Annotated in this window: 12 protein-coding genes, 7 tRNA genes and 1 pseudogene; 3 read left to right on the top strand and 17 right to left on the bottom strand. The window is 60.9% G+C overall.

The features are described 5' to 3' along the window. Window positions 1-2: 2 nt before the first annotated feature. From THPRO_RS00165 to THPRO_RS00105, 13 genes and pseudogenes are all read right to left on the bottom strand, one after another. Complete coding sequence (locus tag THPRO_RS00165; RefSeq protein ID WP_065089043.1) at window positions 3-1904, bottom strand: SurA N-terminal domain-containing protein; 1902 nt, start codon at window positions 1902-1904, stop codon at window positions 3-5. A gap of 80 nt (window positions 1905-1984) precedes the next feature. Continuing rightward, window positions 1985-2061: transfer RNA gene (locus THPRO_RS00160), tRNA-Asp, on the bottom strand. Between the two features lie 16 nt (window positions 2062-2077). Next, a tRNA-Val gene (locus THPRO_RS00155) sits at window positions 2078-2153 on the bottom strand. A gap of 11 nt (window positions 2154-2164) precedes the next feature. After that, the gene (locus THPRO_RS00150; RefSeq protein ID WP_269085338.1) at window positions 2165-2452 is read right to left on the bottom strand and encodes an HU family DNA-binding protein; all 288 of its coding nucleotides are present in this window, start codon (window positions 2450-2452) and stop codon (window positions 2165-2167) included. A 290-nt stretch (window positions 2453-2742) separates the two neighbouring features. After that, window positions 2743-5038, bottom strand: a pseudogene (gene lon / locus THPRO_RS00145) (endopeptidase La); the annotation flags it as partial. Window positions 5039-5292: 254 nt separating this feature from the next. Next, window positions 5293-6570, bottom strand: coding sequence for an ATP-dependent Clp protease ATP-binding subunit ClpX (gene clpX, locus THPRO_RS00140; RefSeq protein ID WP_065089041.1), 1278 nt, complete (start codon window positions 6568-6570; stop codon window positions 5293-5295). Between the two features lie 123 nt (window positions 6571-6693). Further along, on the bottom strand, window positions 6694-7335 hold the full coding sequence (clpP, locus tag THPRO_RS00135) for an ATP-dependent Clp endopeptidase proteolytic subunit ClpP (RefSeq protein ID WP_065089040.1): 642 nt from the start codon (window positions 7333-7335) through the stop codon (window positions 6694-6696). Between the two features lie 8 nt (window positions 7336-7343). Continuing rightward, window positions 7344-8639 (bottom strand): trigger factor, encoded by a 1296-nt coding sequence (tig, locus tag THPRO_RS00130; RefSeq protein WP_038087530.1) that lies wholly within the window; start codon window positions 8637-8639, stop codon window positions 7344-7346. Between the two features lie 82 nt (window positions 8640-8721). After that, a tRNA-Leu gene (locus THPRO_RS00125) sits at window positions 8722-8806 on the bottom strand. A gap of 102 nt (window positions 8807-8908) precedes the next feature. Further along, window positions 8909-8984 (bottom strand) — tRNA-Lys (locus THPRO_RS00120). A gap of 36 nt (window positions 8985-9020) precedes the next feature. Continuing rightward, window positions 9021-9096, bottom strand: a tRNA-His gene (locus THPRO_RS00115). Between the two features lie 41 nt (window positions 9097-9137). Next, a tRNA-Arg gene (locus tag THPRO_RS00110) sits at window positions 9138-9214 on the bottom strand. A gap of 39 nt (window positions 9215-9253) precedes the next feature. Continuing rightward, window positions 9254-9330 (bottom strand) — tRNA-Pro (locus THPRO_RS00105). A 172-nt stretch (window positions 9331-9502) separates the two neighbouring features. Between THPRO_RS00105 and folD the strand changes: the two genes are divergently transcribed. Then, window positions 9503-10363 (top strand): bifunctional methylenetetrahydrofolate dehydrogenase/methenyltetrahydrofolate cyclohydrolase FolD, encoded by an 861-nt coding sequence (folD, locus tag THPRO_RS00100; protein WP_038087533.1) that lies wholly within the window; start codon window positions 9503-9505, stop codon window positions 10361-10363. 20 nt (window positions 10364-10383) lie between these two features. Here folD and cysS read toward each other — a convergent pair whose 3' ends face one another. Both cysS and gltX read right to left on the bottom strand, forming a co-directional pair. Next, a complete protein-coding gene (gene cysS, locus THPRO_RS00095) occupies window positions 10384-11793 on the bottom strand; it encodes a cysteine--tRNA ligase (protein WP_038087536.1) in 1410 nt (469 codons plus the stop codon). Window positions 11794-11811: 18 nt separating this feature from the next. Next, window positions 11812-13239 carry a glutamate--tRNA ligase gene (gene gltX, locus THPRO_RS00090; protein WP_038087539.1) on the bottom strand — a complete coding sequence of 476 codons (1428 nt, stop codon included), beginning with the start codon at window positions 13237-13239 and terminating at the stop codon, window positions 11812-11814. 134 nt (window positions 13240-13373) lie between these two features. On the opposite strand from gltX, the gene THPRO_RS00085 reads away from it, so the two are divergent. Next, window positions 13374-13892 (top strand): peptidylprolyl isomerase, encoded by a 519-nt coding sequence (locus THPRO_RS00085; protein WP_082954326.1) that lies wholly within the window; start codon window positions 13374-13376, stop codon window positions 13890-13892. A 5-nt stretch (window positions 13893-13897) separates the two neighbouring features. After that, window positions 13898-14626 carry a UDP-2,3-diacylglucosamine diphosphatase gene (locus tag THPRO_RS00080; protein ID WP_038087546.1) on the top strand — a complete coding sequence of 243 codons (729 nt, stop codon included), beginning with the start codon at window positions 13898-13900 and terminating at the stop codon, window positions 14624-14626. Window positions 14627-14652: 26 nt separating this feature from the next. On the opposite strand, the gene THPRO_RS00075 is transcribed toward THPRO_RS00080, so the two are convergent. Then, window positions 14653-15048, bottom strand: a complete 396-nt coding sequence (locus THPRO_RS00075; protein WP_038087549.1) for a hypothetical protein — start codon at window positions 15046-15048, stop codon at window positions 14653-14655. Between the two features lie 67 nt (window positions 15049-15115). Next, a complete protein-coding gene (locus THPRO_RS00070) occupies window positions 15116-15766 on the bottom strand; it encodes a hypothetical protein (protein ID WP_145930642.1) in 651 nt (216 codons plus the stop codon). Window positions 15767-15887: the final 121 nt, after the last annotated feature.

The raw sequence follows: 15887 nt of genomic DNA, 5'->3' as shown, positions 1-15887 counted from the left end.
GACTATAAATTGATATTGTTCGGGTATATCCGAACATCCACCGATTTTTCCAACGACTGGAACAGCACCGACATCTCGGTCTGTCCCACGCCCGTACCCAGCGTCTTCAGCATGGCGCTCGCCTTGGAGGAATCGACTGCGGGCCAATCAATACGGTTCACGGAAAACACGGCATAACCACCGTCGTTCAGCTTCACCGAGCCCACGCTGGGCTGGTTTGCCGAAGCTGGCGGCGGCGATCTGAAAGCCGCCTGCACGAGATTGCTCGGCAGACTGCGATCCCCGCGGCTGAGCCACCCGAGGGCGCGAAAACTCAAGTGATGCTCGGTGGACACGGCCTTCAAATCTTTGCCGCCCGCCACGGCATCACGCAACTGCTTGGCGAGCTTCCTGGCGTCATTTTCCGCCGCGTCACGCTCGAGTATGCCACTGATCCGTGACTGTACCGACTTTAACGGCATAGGCTGCGGCGCCTGTTTGTCAGCGATCCGCAGCACCAGTACGTCGCCTTTTGAAATCTGGATCACACCACTGTTAGTGCCGTTGCTCAGTACAGCATTGGAGAAGGCCGCCTTGAGTACCTGTGCATTGGCGGCCACGCCGGCCCCACCCGACTGCGTAAACCAGTCACTTTGTTTGATAGGCAACCCCAGGCTTTTGGCGGCTGGCTCAAGGGTGCCAGGATGCTCATAGGCCAATTCGGACAAACGCTGCTGCTGCTTCTCGAACAAACCTCTAGCCTGACTTGCTACGTAATCATGCCTGACGCGACTTTCAGCCTCAGCAAACGTCTGCTGCTCCGCTGGCAGTAATTGCTCCAGCTTCAGCAGATACAGTTTGCCATCCAGTTCGATCGGCTTCGATGTTTCGCCTGGTTTGAGTGAAAACAGTGCGTCGGCGAGGGCATTCGGCAGGTCGGCGCGAGTGACCTGCCCCATTTCGCCACCACGCCCGGCATTACCCTGATTCTGGGAGTAGCGCTTGGCCAATTCCGAGAAGGAATCGCCCTTCATCGACAGCGAGCGTATATGCGCTGCCAGCGACATTTTTTTCTCTCGTTCCGCCTTGCCGGTGGGAATATCCAGCACAATTTCGGATGCCACCGCACGTTCTGGCTTGGCAAATTTCGCACGGTGGTCGCGATAATACTGCTTCAGCGCCTCCGCATCCGGATTGATCGTTCCCGCCAAGTCACTTTCCTTCAAACGAAGATATGAAACGCGGACTTTCTGACTGGTCATGTATTCCGACTGGTGCTGCTTGTAATACGCTTTGATGGCCTCCGGCTTGATCTTGATATCCGCGAAAAATCGGGAGAGCGGAATCACCGTCATCGCTACCTGGCGCTTCTCACCCTCAAGTTTTATCGCATCTTCCGCCTCGGATTGCGTAGCGAATGCGGTATCCACTATGCCGGATTGAAATTGTTCAATCGCAAGCTGGCGACGGAGTTTTTTCTCAAACACGGCGGGGGTCATGCCTTGCGCCGCCAGTATCTGCTCGTAACGCGTTTTCGAAAAATTACCATCCTGCTGAAAAACAGGGAAAGAAACGATTTGCTTCAGCAGCTCCTGATTCGTGACCTTGTATCCCGCGTCGTCGACAACCTGCGCCAGCAACGTTTCCTGCACCAATTGGCGTAAGGCGAGCTGCTTAACCATTTTATCGGTCACGTTCGGCGGCAATTGCCCTCCAAACATCTGCGCCAACCTAGCCTGTTCGTCACGGTAGGCTTGCCCGAATGCCGCCAGGGATATTGTCGTGTCGCCCACCTTCGCCGCGACCTGCTTACCTCCGCCATCCAGATAATGGTTGATGCCCCAAAGCGCAAACGGAACGCTGATGAGGAATACGATCGCATAGGCGAACCAGCCAGAAGCGCGGTCACGGATGGTCTGTAGCATGTTTATGACTTCCCAGAAAGACGACTTCCAACAAATAAAAGGGCGCCCTGAGGCGCCCTTTTGTTTGTCACTTATAAAAATGGCGGAGTGGACGGGACTCGAACCCGCGACCCCCGGCGTGACAGGCCGGTATTCTAACCAGCTGAACTACCACTCCAAAAACTCTACGACCCTGGTGGGTGCTGAGGGAGTCGAACCCCCGACATTCGCCTTGTAAGGGCGACGCTCTACCAGCTGAGCTAAGCACCCGGGAAAGCCGGTTAGTTTACAGCATCCTTCAGCGCTTTGCCAGGCTTAAATGCGGGGAGATTCGATGCCGCAATATTGATCGTCTCGCCAGTGCGCGGATTGCGCCCGGTGCGCGCTTCACGCTGACGCACGGTGAAACTGCCAAAGCCGACGATGACCACCTGGTCACCCTGCTTCATGGCATCGGATACCACTTCCACGAAGGCGTCCAGCGCCTTGCCGGCGGAAGCCTTGGACAGGTCCGCCTTGGCGGCAATAGCGTCGATCAGTTCTGATTTGTTCATGCAGGTCTTCCCTATTCGTTGAGAGGCATAACGGCTACCCACCCCGTCGTCAGGTGGATAGCACACCCGGGGGCAAAATCGCGGGGAGCACTGAGTCTCGCAGCCTACGCCTAAGCAGCTTTGTCTATATTGGCTGCGCGAGTGACGTTTTATAGCAAGCGGCCTCCGAGACTGTCAACCTGGATTTGGCCGTCTTCAGTGAGGCCTCGAAGCGCGCTTCTTGACTTCGCGTTCACCTTTCTTCGCTGCGGTCGCCGATGGCGCCAACTTGTCTGCATGCTCGTCCAAGGGAACCGGTCTACGTTGCAAAGCCAAGTCGAATACTTCATCGATCCACCTGACGGGGCGTATCTCCAGCTGTCCCTTGATATTTTTCGGGATTTCGACCAAATCCCGTTCATTTTCATGTGGAATGAGCGCGGTCGCAATTCCGCCGCGATGTGCCGCCAGCAGCTTCTCCTTCAGGCCGCCGATCGGCAACACTTCGCCACGCAGGGTAATCTCGCCCGTCATGGCGACATCCGCACGCACCGGTATCTCCGTTATGGCGGACACGAGCGCCGTGCACATCGCTATGCCCGCGCTAGGGCCATCCTTTGGCGTCGCCCCTTCCGGCACATGCACATGAATGTCATGCTTTTCAAAATAATCATCCGGGATGCCCAGCACGCGCGCCCTTGAGCGAACAACCGTGCGCGCGGCTTCGATCGATTCCTTCATGACATCGCCGAGCTGTCCGGTACGGATGATATTACCCTTGCCAGGCATCGGCGTAACTTCGATGGTGAGCAGATCGCCGCCCACCTCGGTCCATGCCAGCCCGGTCACCTGACCGACCTGATCGCCCTCCTCAGCACGCCCGTACCGGAAACGCTGGACACCAAGATATTTGTCGATATTTCTCGGGTTGACAACGGTCCGTTTATTCGTGGCCTTGAGCACATGACTCATCACCACTTTACGGCAGATCTTGGAAATTTCACGTTCCAAATTGCGAACGCCGGCCTCGCGCGTGTAATGCCTGATGATCTCACGGATCGCGGCATCGCCAATTTGCAGCTCCTCTTCCTTCAGGCCGTTGTGTTTGAGCTGCTTTGGCACGAGGTAGCGTGTCGCGATATTGGTCTTCTCTTCCTCGGTATAACCGGGCAGACGAATCACCTCCATGCGATCCAGTAGCGGCCCCGGAATATTCATGCTGTTAGCCGTTGCCACAAAAAGCACGTCGGACAGATCGAAATCCACTTCAAGGTAATGATCCGCAAATGCATGGTTCTGCTCCGGGTCGAGTACTTCAAGAAGCGCCGAGGCGGGATCCCCCCGAAAATCCATCGCCATCTTGTCTATCTCATCGAGCAGAAACAAAGGGTTGCGTGTCTCGACACGGGACAAATTTTGAATGATCTTGCCGGGGAGCGAACCGATATAGGTTCTCCGGTGACCTCTGATTTCGGCTTCGTCGCGCACGCCGCCCAGAGCCATGCGCGTGAACTTGCGATTGGTGGCGCGCGCGATCGAACGCCCAAGCGACGTCTTGCCCACACCAGGAGGCCCTACGAGGCACAGGATCGGACCCTTGAGCTTCTTCACTCGCTGCTGGACGGCAAGATACTCGAGAATCCGTTCCTTGACCTTCTCCAGGCCATAGTGATCCTCATCCAGGATGCGTTGCGCGGCAGCAAGATCGTGACTGACCTTGGATCGTTTTTTCCACGGCACGCTGACCAGCCAATCGATATAATTGCGCACAACCGTCGCTTCCGCAGACATCGGCGACATCATCTTCAACTTGTTCAGTTCGGCATCCGCTTTTTGACGCGCTTCCTTCGGCATGCCGGATTTTTCGATGCGCTGTGCAAGATCCTCGACCTCGTTCGGCGCATCCTCGAGCTCGCCGAGCTCCTTCTGGATCGCCTTCATCTGCTCGTTCAGATAGTACTCGCGTTGGCTTTTTTCCATCTGCTGCTTAACGCGCCCACGAATGCGCTTCTCGATCTGCAGCAGATCAATTTCACCCTCTATCAGCCCCATGATGTGCTCAAGGCGCTCCCGCACGCCCTGGATCTCCAACACCCGCTGCTTCTCTTCGAGCTTCAACGACATGTGAGCGGCAACGGTGTCGGCCAGCCTTGCAGCGTCGTCAATCCCCGCCAGCGAAGTCAGTATCTCGGGCGGGATCTTTTTGTTCAGTTTCACATATTGATCAAACAGGTTGAGAACCGAACGCGTCAGCACTTCGATCTCGCGCTCGTCCGACGGCTCCACCGGCTTCATCACCTTGATTTGTGCCGAGAATGTATCGTCGGTCTCAATGAAATCGACCACTTGCGCACGCTCGGAACCTTCGACAAGAACCTTGATGGTGCCGTCAGGCAGTTTGAGCAACTGCAGTATCGACGACAGCGTGCCGATGCGGTGAATATCCTTCGGGCCGGGATCATCGACCTCAGCGCTACGCTGAGCCACGAGAAGAATCTTTTTATTGTCGACCATCGCGCGATCAAGCGCCTTGATCGACTTATCCCGACCGACAAACAGCGGAATCACCATATGCGGGTAGACCACCACGTCGCGCAGCGGCAACACGGGCACGAGCAGCATCTGCTCCTCGGCGATCAGACTTTGCGGAGAATTTGAGCCCTTATCCATGAAGGTCCTCGAGATATCTACGTGTGGGAGCGACGCTCGCCAACTCGTCCGGTCGAACAGTCAGCTCCGCGGAATATGAACGGCATGCACCGGACGCGCGCAGAGGTCCGAGCAGTCGATCGGCCGGGGAAGCGTGTTTCATGAAAAGGTGGGGGCAGCGCCCGGACATTTCAACCGTGTCCGGGCGTGCCAGGGCAGGCAAGCCCTCAGTCGGCAGCAGCCCGCTGTTGCAGCTCGCCGCCTTCATAGATCAGATAGGGCTTGGCCTCGCCACGAATCACGGCGTCATCCACGACCACCTTGGTGACGTCATCGAGCGAAGGCAGCTCGTACATGGTATCGAGCAGCACTTGCTCGATGATGGTCCTCAAGCCACGCGCGCCGGTCTTTCGCTCCATCGCCTTGCGCGCCACGGCGCGCAGAGCCTCCTCACGGAACTCCAACTCGGCACCTTCCATTTCGAACAGCTTGCTGTACTGTTTCGTCAGGGAATTGCGCGGTGAAACGAGTATTTCCACAAGCGCGGACTCGTCTAGCTCTTCCAAGGTCGCCACCACGGGCAAGCGGCCGACGAACTCGGGGATCAATCCAAAGCGGATGAGATCTTCCGGCTCGACATCGAACAACCACTCGCCGGCGAGTTTGGCTTCGTCCTTGCCGCTGATCTCGGCGGAAAAGCCGATGCCGGTCTTACGGGATCGATTCTGGATGATTTTCTCCAACCCCGCGAACGCACCGCCTACGATGAACAGGATGTTACGGGTATCGACCTGCAAAAATTCCTGCTGCGGATGTTTGCGTCCGCCCTGCGGCGGCACCGACGCAACCGTTCCCTCGATCAGCTTCAACAATGCCTGTTGCACACCTTCGCCAGACACGTCGCGGGTGATCGACGGGTTGTCCGACTTGCGTGAAATTTTGTCGATTTCATCGATATAGACGATGCCGGTCTGAGCCTTTTCCACGTCGTAGTCGCACTTCTGCAACAGCTTCTGGATGATGTTCTCGACATCTTCGCCCACATAACCCGCTTCGGTCAGCGTGGTCGCGTCGGCAATCGTGAAAGGCACATTTAGCAGTCGCGCCAACGTCTCGGCGAGCAGTGTCTTGCCCGAACCGGTGGGGCCGATCAGGAGTATGTTGCTCTTGGACAGCTCCACCTCGTCCTTGCGGTCACGGACCTCAAGGCGCTTGTAGTGGTTGTAGACCGCCACAGCCAAGACCTTCTTGGCGCGATCCTGACCAATCACGTACTCGTCCAGTATCTGTTTGATTTCGTGCGGCTTGGGAAGCTTACCGTTACCCAGCTGGGCCTGCTCGCCCATCTCCTCGCGGATGATGTCGTTGCACAGCTCCACACACTCATCACAGATAAAGACAGAAGGGCCCGCAATCAGCTTGCGCACCTCGTTCTGGCTCTTGCCGCAAAACGAGCAATACAACAGCTTGCCGCTGTCGGACGTGAGGTGTTTATCGTCGCTCATCGGCACCTCTCAGGGAATGTGTCGATCACACATTGCCCGGTTTAAGGGAAAGATGCAAGCCGGGAAATGACAGGGAAATGACTTGGCACGATAATCGCTTGGCATCCCCGCCCTCCCCGACCGTCAGGCAGGCCTTGAACTCAGGACCTCGTCGATCAGCCCGTACGCCTTGGCTTCCTCCGGACCGTAGAAACGGTCGCGCTCAGCATCCTCCCCGATCTGTTCCGCCGGTTTGCCGCTGTGACGGGAGAGAATCTGGTTGAGCTGCTCGCGAATCTTGAGAATCTCGCGGGCGTGGATATCGATATCCGTGGCCTGCCCCTGGAAACCGCCGGAGGGCTGGTGGATCATGACCCGAGAGTGTGGCAGGCAGTATCGCTTGCCGGCCGCGCCGCCGGCGAGCAGCACGGCGCCCATGCTGGCGGCCTGGCCGATACACAGAGTGCTGACCGCCGGCTTGATGAACTGCATGGTGTCGTAGATCGCCATGCCGGAAGTCACCGAACCACCCGGCGAATTGATGTACAAGCTGATCTCCTTGTCGGGGTTCTCCGACTCGAGAAACAGAAGCTGGGCAACGATCACATTGGCCATGTAATCCTCGACCGGCCCCACGCAGAACACCACCCGGTCCTTCAGCAATCGGGAATAGATGTCATAGGCGCGCTCACCTCTCGAGGTTTGCTCGACCACCATCGGCACTAGATTGAGGGCCTGCGCCCCCAAGGCCCCGGTGCCGCTCTCACATTCCCAATGTCCGCTCATACCGCCTCCTAACCTTTTTCGGGATGCATGACCTGATCGAAGGTCATGGCCTCGCGCTCGACCGTTGCGTGCTCGACGACCCAGTCGACGACCTGGTCTTCGAGCACCAAGGCCTCGATACCGGCCATGGCCTCGCGGTTGGAACGATAATACCGCACAACCTGCTCGGGCTGCTCATAACCCGCAGCGAGTCCTTCCAGGGTCTCGTCGACGCGCGCGGGATCAAGCTTGATGTCCTGCGACCGAACCAGCTCTCCGATCAGCAGCCCCAGCGCGACGCGACGGCGCGCCTGCTCCTCGAACAAGTTATCTGGCAGTCCCTTGCGGGCCTCCGCACTCATCGCCTCACCAACCTGCTCGCGCATGCGCCCGATTTCCGCGCGTACCAGCACGCCCGGCACCGGCACCTCGTTGGCGTCATGCAAGGCGTCCATCACACGCGTCTTGGAGCGCTCCTTGAGCGCCTGGCGCAGCTCGCGCTCCATATTGGCGCGCACCTCCTTGCGCAGCGCTCCCTCGTCGCCACCGGCAATGCCGAAGGCGGACACGAAGGCCTGGTCGATTTCAGGCAGGCGGGGCTCGGCGACAGACTTGACCTTGATATCGAAACGGGTCGTCTTGCCGGCCAGATCCTTGGCGTGGTAATCCTCGGGGAAAACCACGTCCAGCGATTTTTCATCGCCCGCCGACACACCCGCAAGCTGACGCTCGAAATCCGCGATCATGCGCCCCTGGCCCAAAACCACGGCATGATCCTGCGCCTCACCGCCCTCGAAGGGCTCGTCGCCCAGAAAGCCCTTGAAATCGATGGTCACGCGATCGCCGTCCGCAGCCGGCCGATCGACGTCCAGCCATTCCGTCCGCTGCTTGCGCAGCGTCTCGATCATTTTGTCGACATCCGACTCCTCGACCTCCGCCGTAGGACAGGTAACCTTGAGATCAGCCACCGGTGCCAGAGTCAGCTCCGGATAAACCTCGAAGGTCGCCACGTATTCCAACGGACCGTCCTGCTCGCCGCTGGTCAGTTCGATTTGCGGGCTGCCGGCGGGCTGCAACTTTTCCTGCAAGGCGGCCTCACGGAAACTGCTCTGCAACAGCTCGCCGACCACCTCCTGATACACCTCGCCGCCGAAACGCTGCTTGACCACCTTGAACGGCACCTTGCCAGGCCTGAAACCATGCACCTTGACCCGGCGGCCCAAGGCACGCAACCGCTTCTCGACCTCATCGCCGATGCGCTCAGCAGGCAGCTGCACCGTCATTTTCCGCTCCAGATTCCCGGCCGACTCAACCGAAACGTGCATGGACAATTCCTCTCGACTCATTAATGTATATCTAGATATGTATCCAGCAGGCCGCTACCAACACGGCCGGCGACGGTGCATTTGGTGCGAAAGGAGAGACTCGAACTCTCAAGGGTTTCCCCACTGGAACCTAAATCCAGCGCGTCTACCAATTCCGCCACTTTCGCAGGCCACCTAAACGTTCAATCTTAACACGCCGGCACGACATACCGGGAATGCACGTGCAAAAACGACGAAGCCCGCGCTCGGGCGGGCTTCGTCGTTCACAATGGTGGGCCGTGTAGGAATCGAACCTACAACCAATTGATTAAGAGTCAACTGCTCTACCAATTGAGCTAACGGCCCATTAACCGATCGCCGCCGCGTGCCTGGCGACATAGCTGGGGTGGACGATGGGACTCGAACCCACGACGACTGGAATCACAATCCAGGGCTCTACCAACTGAGCTACGCCCACCATAAATCTTTCGAATCCGGGCATCGCCGGACGACTGCTAATGGCGCGCCCGGCAGGACTCGAACCTGCGACCGTTCGCTTAGAAGGCGAATGCTCTATCCAGCTGAGCTACGGGCGCAACGTAATCCCTACCTCTTGCAACAGCGCGGCCTGTAAATGGTCGGGGTAGAGGGATTTGAACCCCCGACATCCTGCTCCCAAAGCAGGCGCGCTACCAGGCTGCGCTATACCCCGTAGTCTCCCGCCGCGGAACCCACAGACCCGTGTAGCCCTCTGGCGCTGCGCAGGCCGGGAATGCTACAGACACGAGCCAAAGCCGTCAACACCCTTCCGCGAACCGCCTTGCCGCCTCAAGGGGCGCATGCCAAAATGCCGCTCGTTTCGATCCCCGTGAGAATCCCTCCGCATGCCCGCACATCTGATTGACGGCAAGGCCGTCGCCGACCAAGTGCTCAGCGCACTGAAGGCTCAAGCCGGCGCCCTCGCGAACCAGGCTCGCCGCACGCCAGGGCTCGCCGTCATCCTCGTCGGCGAGGATGCGGCCTCGCAAATTTACGTACGCAAAAAGCGCGAGGACTGCGAGCGCGTAGGCTTCGCCTCCCAGGCGTTCATGCTGCCGAGCGAAACGACGCAGAACGAACTGCTCGGCCTGATCGACCGTCTGAACGACGATACCGGCATCGACGGCATCCTGGTGCAGTTGCCGCTGCCCGGACATATCGATCCGGAGACCGTGATCGAACGCATCGATCCAACCAAGGACGTGGATGGCTTTCACCCATACAACGTCGGCCGTCTCGCGCTACGCGTGCCGAGCCTGCGTCCGTGCACGCCCTTCGGCATCATCAAACTGCTCGACAGCATCGGCGAGACCTACAAGGGCAGGCACGCCACCGTGGTCGGCGCTTCCAATATCGTAGGGCGCCCCATGGCGCTCGAACTACTGCTCGCGGGCGCCACGGTGACTATCTGCCACCGCTTCACGCACGGTCTGGCGGCACACGTCGCCGCCGCCGACATCCTCGTGGTCGCGGTCGGCAAACCGGGTCTGGTCCTCGGCGACTGGGTCAAACCCGGCTCGACGGTCGTCGACGTCGGCATGAACCGCCTGACGGATGGTCGCCTCATCGGCGACGTGGATTTCGAGGGAGCCCGCAAGCGAGCCGCTTACATCACGCCGGTGCCTGGCGGCGTCGGCCCGATGACGCGCGCGATGCTGCTGCACAACACCATGAGCGCCTACTTGGCGCGTACCGCCGGCGCCTGAACCACCACGCTCCCCGCCTCTCAGGGGGCGGGCACCCCGCGTCGCCAGCTCGTTCCCGCGGCACCATCCTCCAGCACCACGCCGGCTTCGGCCAGCTCCTCGCGTATCGCATCGGCACGCGCGAAATCGCGCGAGGCACGCGCGGCGCGGCGCGCCTCGATCAGCGCCTCGATAGCGTCGTCGGATAACCCCTGCGCGGATGCCCCGCCGCCCTGCAGATAAGCGTCCGGCGCCCCCTGCAGCAAACCGAGCACTCCGCCGAGACGCTTGAGCAGCCCGCACAGCGCCGCCGCATGCGCCGGGTCCGCGTCACGTGCCTTGTTGACCGCATGCGCGAGGTCGAACAGCACCGCTATCGCGACCGGCGTATTGAAATCGTCGTCCATGGCCGCCAAAAAACGCTGTTCATAATCATCGCCTTTCCCCGCCAGCACATCAGTGTTGACAGGCGCGATGCCGCGCAAGGCGGTATACAGACGAGTCAATGCGGCATCGGCCGCATCGAGTTGTTCGTCCGTGTAGTTGAGCGGACTGCGATAGTGACTGCTCAGCAGGAAGTAGCGCACGGCCTCGGGGCGATAGCGCGCAAGCACCTCACGAAGGGTGAAGAAATTGCCCAGCGACTTGGACATCTTTTCTTCATTGATGCGTACAAAACCGTTATGCATCCAGTAGTTGACGAAATGCTGGCAGGTCGCCGCCTCACTTTGCGCGATCTCGTTTTCGTGATGCGGGAACTGCAGGTCGAGCCCACCGCCATGGATGTCGAAATGCGGACCCAGCGCGCGGATCGACATGGCGGAGCACTCGATGTGCCAGCCGGGCCGCCCCTCCCCCCACGGCGACGCCCACGCCGGCTCGCCGGGCTTGGCCGCCTTCCAGAGCACGAAATCGAGGGGGTCGTCCTTGGCCTCGACGACGTCCACGCGAGCGCCGGCACGCAGATCCTGCGGATCCTTGCCCGACAACTGCCCGTAATGCTCGAAACGCGAGACATCGTAATAGACGTCGCCGTTGTCCGCGCGATAGGCATACCCCTTCTCGATCAGCGTTTCGATCAGCGCGATGATTTCGTCGATCGAGTCCGTGGCGCGCGGCTCCAGATCGGGCGGCTGGACGCCGAGCGCACCGAGATCCTCGTGCATCGCCTGGATGAAGCGCTCGGTCAACGCACCGATGGACTCGCCGTTCTCGTGCGCACGGCGAATGATCTTGTCGTCGATATCCGTGATGTTGCGCACGTAGGTCACGTCGTAACCCAGACGACGCAGATAGCGCACTACCGTATCGAATACCACGAGCATACGACCGTGCCCGACGTGGCAGTAGTCGTAAACGGTCATCCCGCAGACGTACATGCGCACCCGACCTTCCTCGATCGGCACGAAATCATCCTTGCTGCGCGTCAGGGTGTTATAGATCTTGAGCATGCATGTCATCCATTACCGTCATTCGGTGGCGAAACGCGCCGCGGACAGCAGCCGTTCACGGACACCCGCCTCATCCATCAGCGGAAACACCCGCGTCATTTCAGGCCCGTGCACCTGCCCGGTGAGAGCGGCGCGCAGCGGCATGAACAGGTCGCGTCCCTTAAGACCCGTCGCAGCCCCCACCGCCTTGGCCCAGGCGCGAAAATCCTGCGGATGCTGGTCCAGCGCTTCCAGACCGGCCTCGAACAGCGACGCCGGAGCGGCCCGCATGGCCGTCTCTGCCTCGGCCGAACGCGGCGGCGACGCCGCGAAGAGGGCTTCGGCCCATAACGCCACATCGTCTGGGAAGAGCACATTATCCCGGATGGCCGCCAGGAATACATCGCGACTGGCGGGGGGAACCGGGGCAACCGCAGCCCCGGCCCACTCCAGAAAAACGGCATCGTCAGCGGCGGCAACGGCAAGACGCTGCCAATGATTCAGCTGATCCATGTCGAATCGGGCGGCGGCACGACCCAGGCGAGCCGTATCGAATCCGGCGGCAAGCCCGACCATATCGAGCAGACCGTCGTCGGCGTAGCTGTGACCCAGTCGCGCCAGATAATTGTTCAGTGCGGCAGGCAGATACCCGCGTCGACGCAGTTCGCCCAACCCCAGGGCGCCATGGCGTTTGGACAAGGGCGCGCCGTCGGCGCCGACGATCAGGGCGAGGTGCCCATAACTCGGCTCGCGCAGCCCGAGGGCGCGCATGATCAAGAGCTGGCGCGGCGTGTTGCTGATGTGATCCTCGCCACGCCACACGTGCGTGACCTCCATCAGGGCATCGTCAACGGCATTGCAGAAAAAGAAGGCCGGCGTCCCGTCTGCGCGGCGAATCACGAAATCGCCGATATCGTCGCTCGCGAACGCCTGCCGGCCGCGGACCAGATCCTCGAAATCGAGTGTCCGCCCTTCCGGCACCCGAAAACGCAGCGTGTGCGCTTCACCGGCACGCACCCTGGCCTCGGCCTCCGCATGCCCCAGGTGCGCACAGGTGCCGGCATAGCGTGGAGGCCGCCCGGAGGCACGCTGGGCGGCACGCTGGGCGGCGAGTTGTTCCTGCGTGCAAAAACAGGGATAGGCGTGCCCTTCGTCCAGCAATCGCGTATAGAAGCCCTCATAGATACTGCCGCGTTCGGACTGCAAATACGGACCGTGTCCGCCGTCGGCGCCGGGACCTTCCTGCCAGTCAAGACCAAGCCAGCGCAGGTCATCCTGCAAGGCCTCGGTGAATGCCGAACGCGAGCGCTCCGCATCCGTATCCTCGATGCGCAGCAGGAATCGCCCGCCGACACTCCAGGTGTGCAGTGCCGAAAAGAGGGCCGTACGCAGGTTGCCTAGGTGCAGGTTGCCGGTCGGGCTGGGGGCGAAGCGGGTCTTGGTCGGGGGTGCGGGCATGGCGCGGATGGTAACGGAAAGCCATCGGCAAACAAACCGGGTTCGCGCCCGGCGGGTTTCCCAGCACGCGGCAAGTCCGTATCATCCCGCCTTTGACCCGGCCCACCGGGGCCGCCAGACAATCAGCCGGACGAGACAAGCCCATGACCGACAACACCCACCCGCAGGTCGAATTCACCACCAGCCATGGCACCATCGTGCTCGAACTCTACCCCGAGTCCGCGCCCGCCACGGTCGAGAATTTCCTCGCCTACGTGAACGACGGCTTCTACGACGGCACCATCTTCCATCGCGTCATCCCCCGCTTCATGATCCAGGGTGGCGGGATGACCGAGGACATGCAGCAAAAGCCCACCGGTGCACCGATCAAGAACGAAGCGGACAATGGCCTGAAGAACGGGGTCGGGACTATCGCCATGGCGCGCACCGCAGTGCCCGACTCGGCGACCGCGCAGTTCTTCATCAACGTCAAGGATAATGACTTCCTGAACTTCCAGTCCAAGACCCAGTCGGGCTGGGGATATTGCGTATTCGGCAAGGTCACCGAAGGCATGGACGTGGTACACGCCATCGAACAGGTCGCCACGGGCAACCGCGCCGGGCATCAGGACGTCCCCAAGGACACCGTCATGATCGAACGCGCCGCGGTGCGCGCGGCCTGACCGCAATGGCGCGCGAACAGCTGTTCATCTCCGACTTGCACCTCGATCCCGAACGTCCGGAGGTGATCGCGCTGTTCCTCGCCTTCCTGCAGGATAGGGCGACCGAAGCCGGCGCCCTGTATATCCTCGGCGACCTGTTCGAGTACTGGATCGGCGACGACGACGATCGCCCGGGGCTGGCGCCGGTGCTCGATGGGCTGCGCGCCTTGAGCGCGCACGGGGTCCCGGTCCACTTCATGGCGGGCAACCGCGACTTCCTCGTCGGCGAGCGCTTCGCGCAGTCCACGGGCTGCACGCTGCTTGGCGACGCCCATCGGATCGAACTGCTGGGCCAGCCCGCCCTGCTGCTGCACGGCGACACCTTGTGCACCGACGATCTGGCCTACCAGCAGCTACGCGGGATGCTGCGACACCCGGACTGGCAACATCAGTTTCTATCCCTGCCGATCGCCGAACGGCGACGACAGGCCGAATCGCTGCGCGCCGAAAGTCAGAGCGCGACCCGTGAAAAGGCCGAAGCCATCATGGACGTGAATGCCGAAGCGGTGGCCGGCTGCTTCCGCGAACACGATGTGCCGCTGCTCATCCACGGCCACACGCACCGCCCTGGCCGCCACGAGCTGCAGGTGGATGGTCACGCGCGTACCCGCTGGGTACTCGGTGACTGGTATCATCAGGGTAGCGTGCTGCGCGCCGACGACAAGGGCCTGACGCTGGAGACCCTGGCGCCCTAGCCGCCTGCGCCGCGCACACGTCCGCGTCAGAACAGGTTGAAAACGTCGTCGACCAGATCCTCGCCGACCGCCATGCCGGCGCCCAGACCGAGCCCGGTGGTCAGAGTGCCCAGAAAACCACCACCCAGTCCTCCGCCCATGTTCCAACCACGCGTCTGCACGGGTGGATTGGGATGCGAGTTCATCGCGTTTTCCAGTTCCTGGATATGCTGCCCCATCTGCTGCAACACGAACATCATCTGTTGCTGCTGCTGCTTGAAACCCAATGCGATCTCGCGCATATCCATCGCCAGCTCACGCCCTGTAGTGACGTCGGGCGCCACCTGCGGCAGCTTCTGCGCGACCGCCTGCATGCGCTGCATGACCTCCTGGGACTGGGACTGAAGCTGGGAAATCTGTTGTTCGGCTGAGCTGTAGTCCATGTCAAACCTCCAGACAGGCTGTGATAGCCCAATGGACCCCGGCATCCGGCGATAGTTCCAGACGCCGTTACGGCGCAGGCGGATGCGCGGGCACCATGCCGTCCGGGCCGATGGCGTAGTAGCGGTACGCCGGCGGCAGACGGAACAGCGTCGGCGGCACCGACACGTGCCGCCGGTAATCCAGCAACTCCTTGCGATCGCCATCCGGGCGCCATTCGATGACCGGCAGGCCGTGGTCGAGCATGCGTGTCGGCGCGAATATCAGGTCGGCGAGCGAACACGCCGTCTGCATCGACAGCGGCGTCTTGTCCATGTCCGCGGCCTGCTGGCCCGCCAAGGTTCGCCGATAGGCGATCAGCGCCTTGCGGACGTCACTCAGCAATCCCGATACAGCCATCACGTCCCCGCAGCGTTTGCCGTTGGCGTAAAAGGTGTAATGGATCGCGCGATGCCCGCCCACATCGGGCGCGTCGTCCATGGGCGACTGACGCTCCCCCAGCTTGAGCGGGATGGGCGGCTTGACCGTCACCGGACGGGGCGGAATCACCAGCACCGTGCGATCCTCGTGGTCGACACTGTAGATCGTACGATTGCGACGGTCATACAGCAGGTAGTCGTCGGCGGCATGGCCATCGTCGAAACGCAGATACTCCCGCGTCACCAGGAGCCGGCTCAGATAGGGCGTGCGCCCATGCGGGAATTCGCGATATTGAAGCACCGTGGCCTTATCGGAAACCGCGCGCTTACCCGCCTCCCCGGCCATCGCTACGACCACAGGCAAGAGTGACAGCCACACAGCCGCCAGCAGCCTCCATCCCGAGCTGTTACCCCATTGCATC

It is taken from the genome of Acidihalobacter prosperus, assembly GCF_000754095.2.
In the GTDB taxonomy this organism is placed as follows: Bacteria; Pseudomonadota; Gammaproteobacteria; order DSM-5130; family Acidihalobacteraceae; genus Acidihalobacter; species Acidihalobacter prosperus.
The sequence above is the reverse complement of the archived record's forward strand: the minus strand, read 5'-3'. Positions and strand labels throughout refer to the sequence as shown.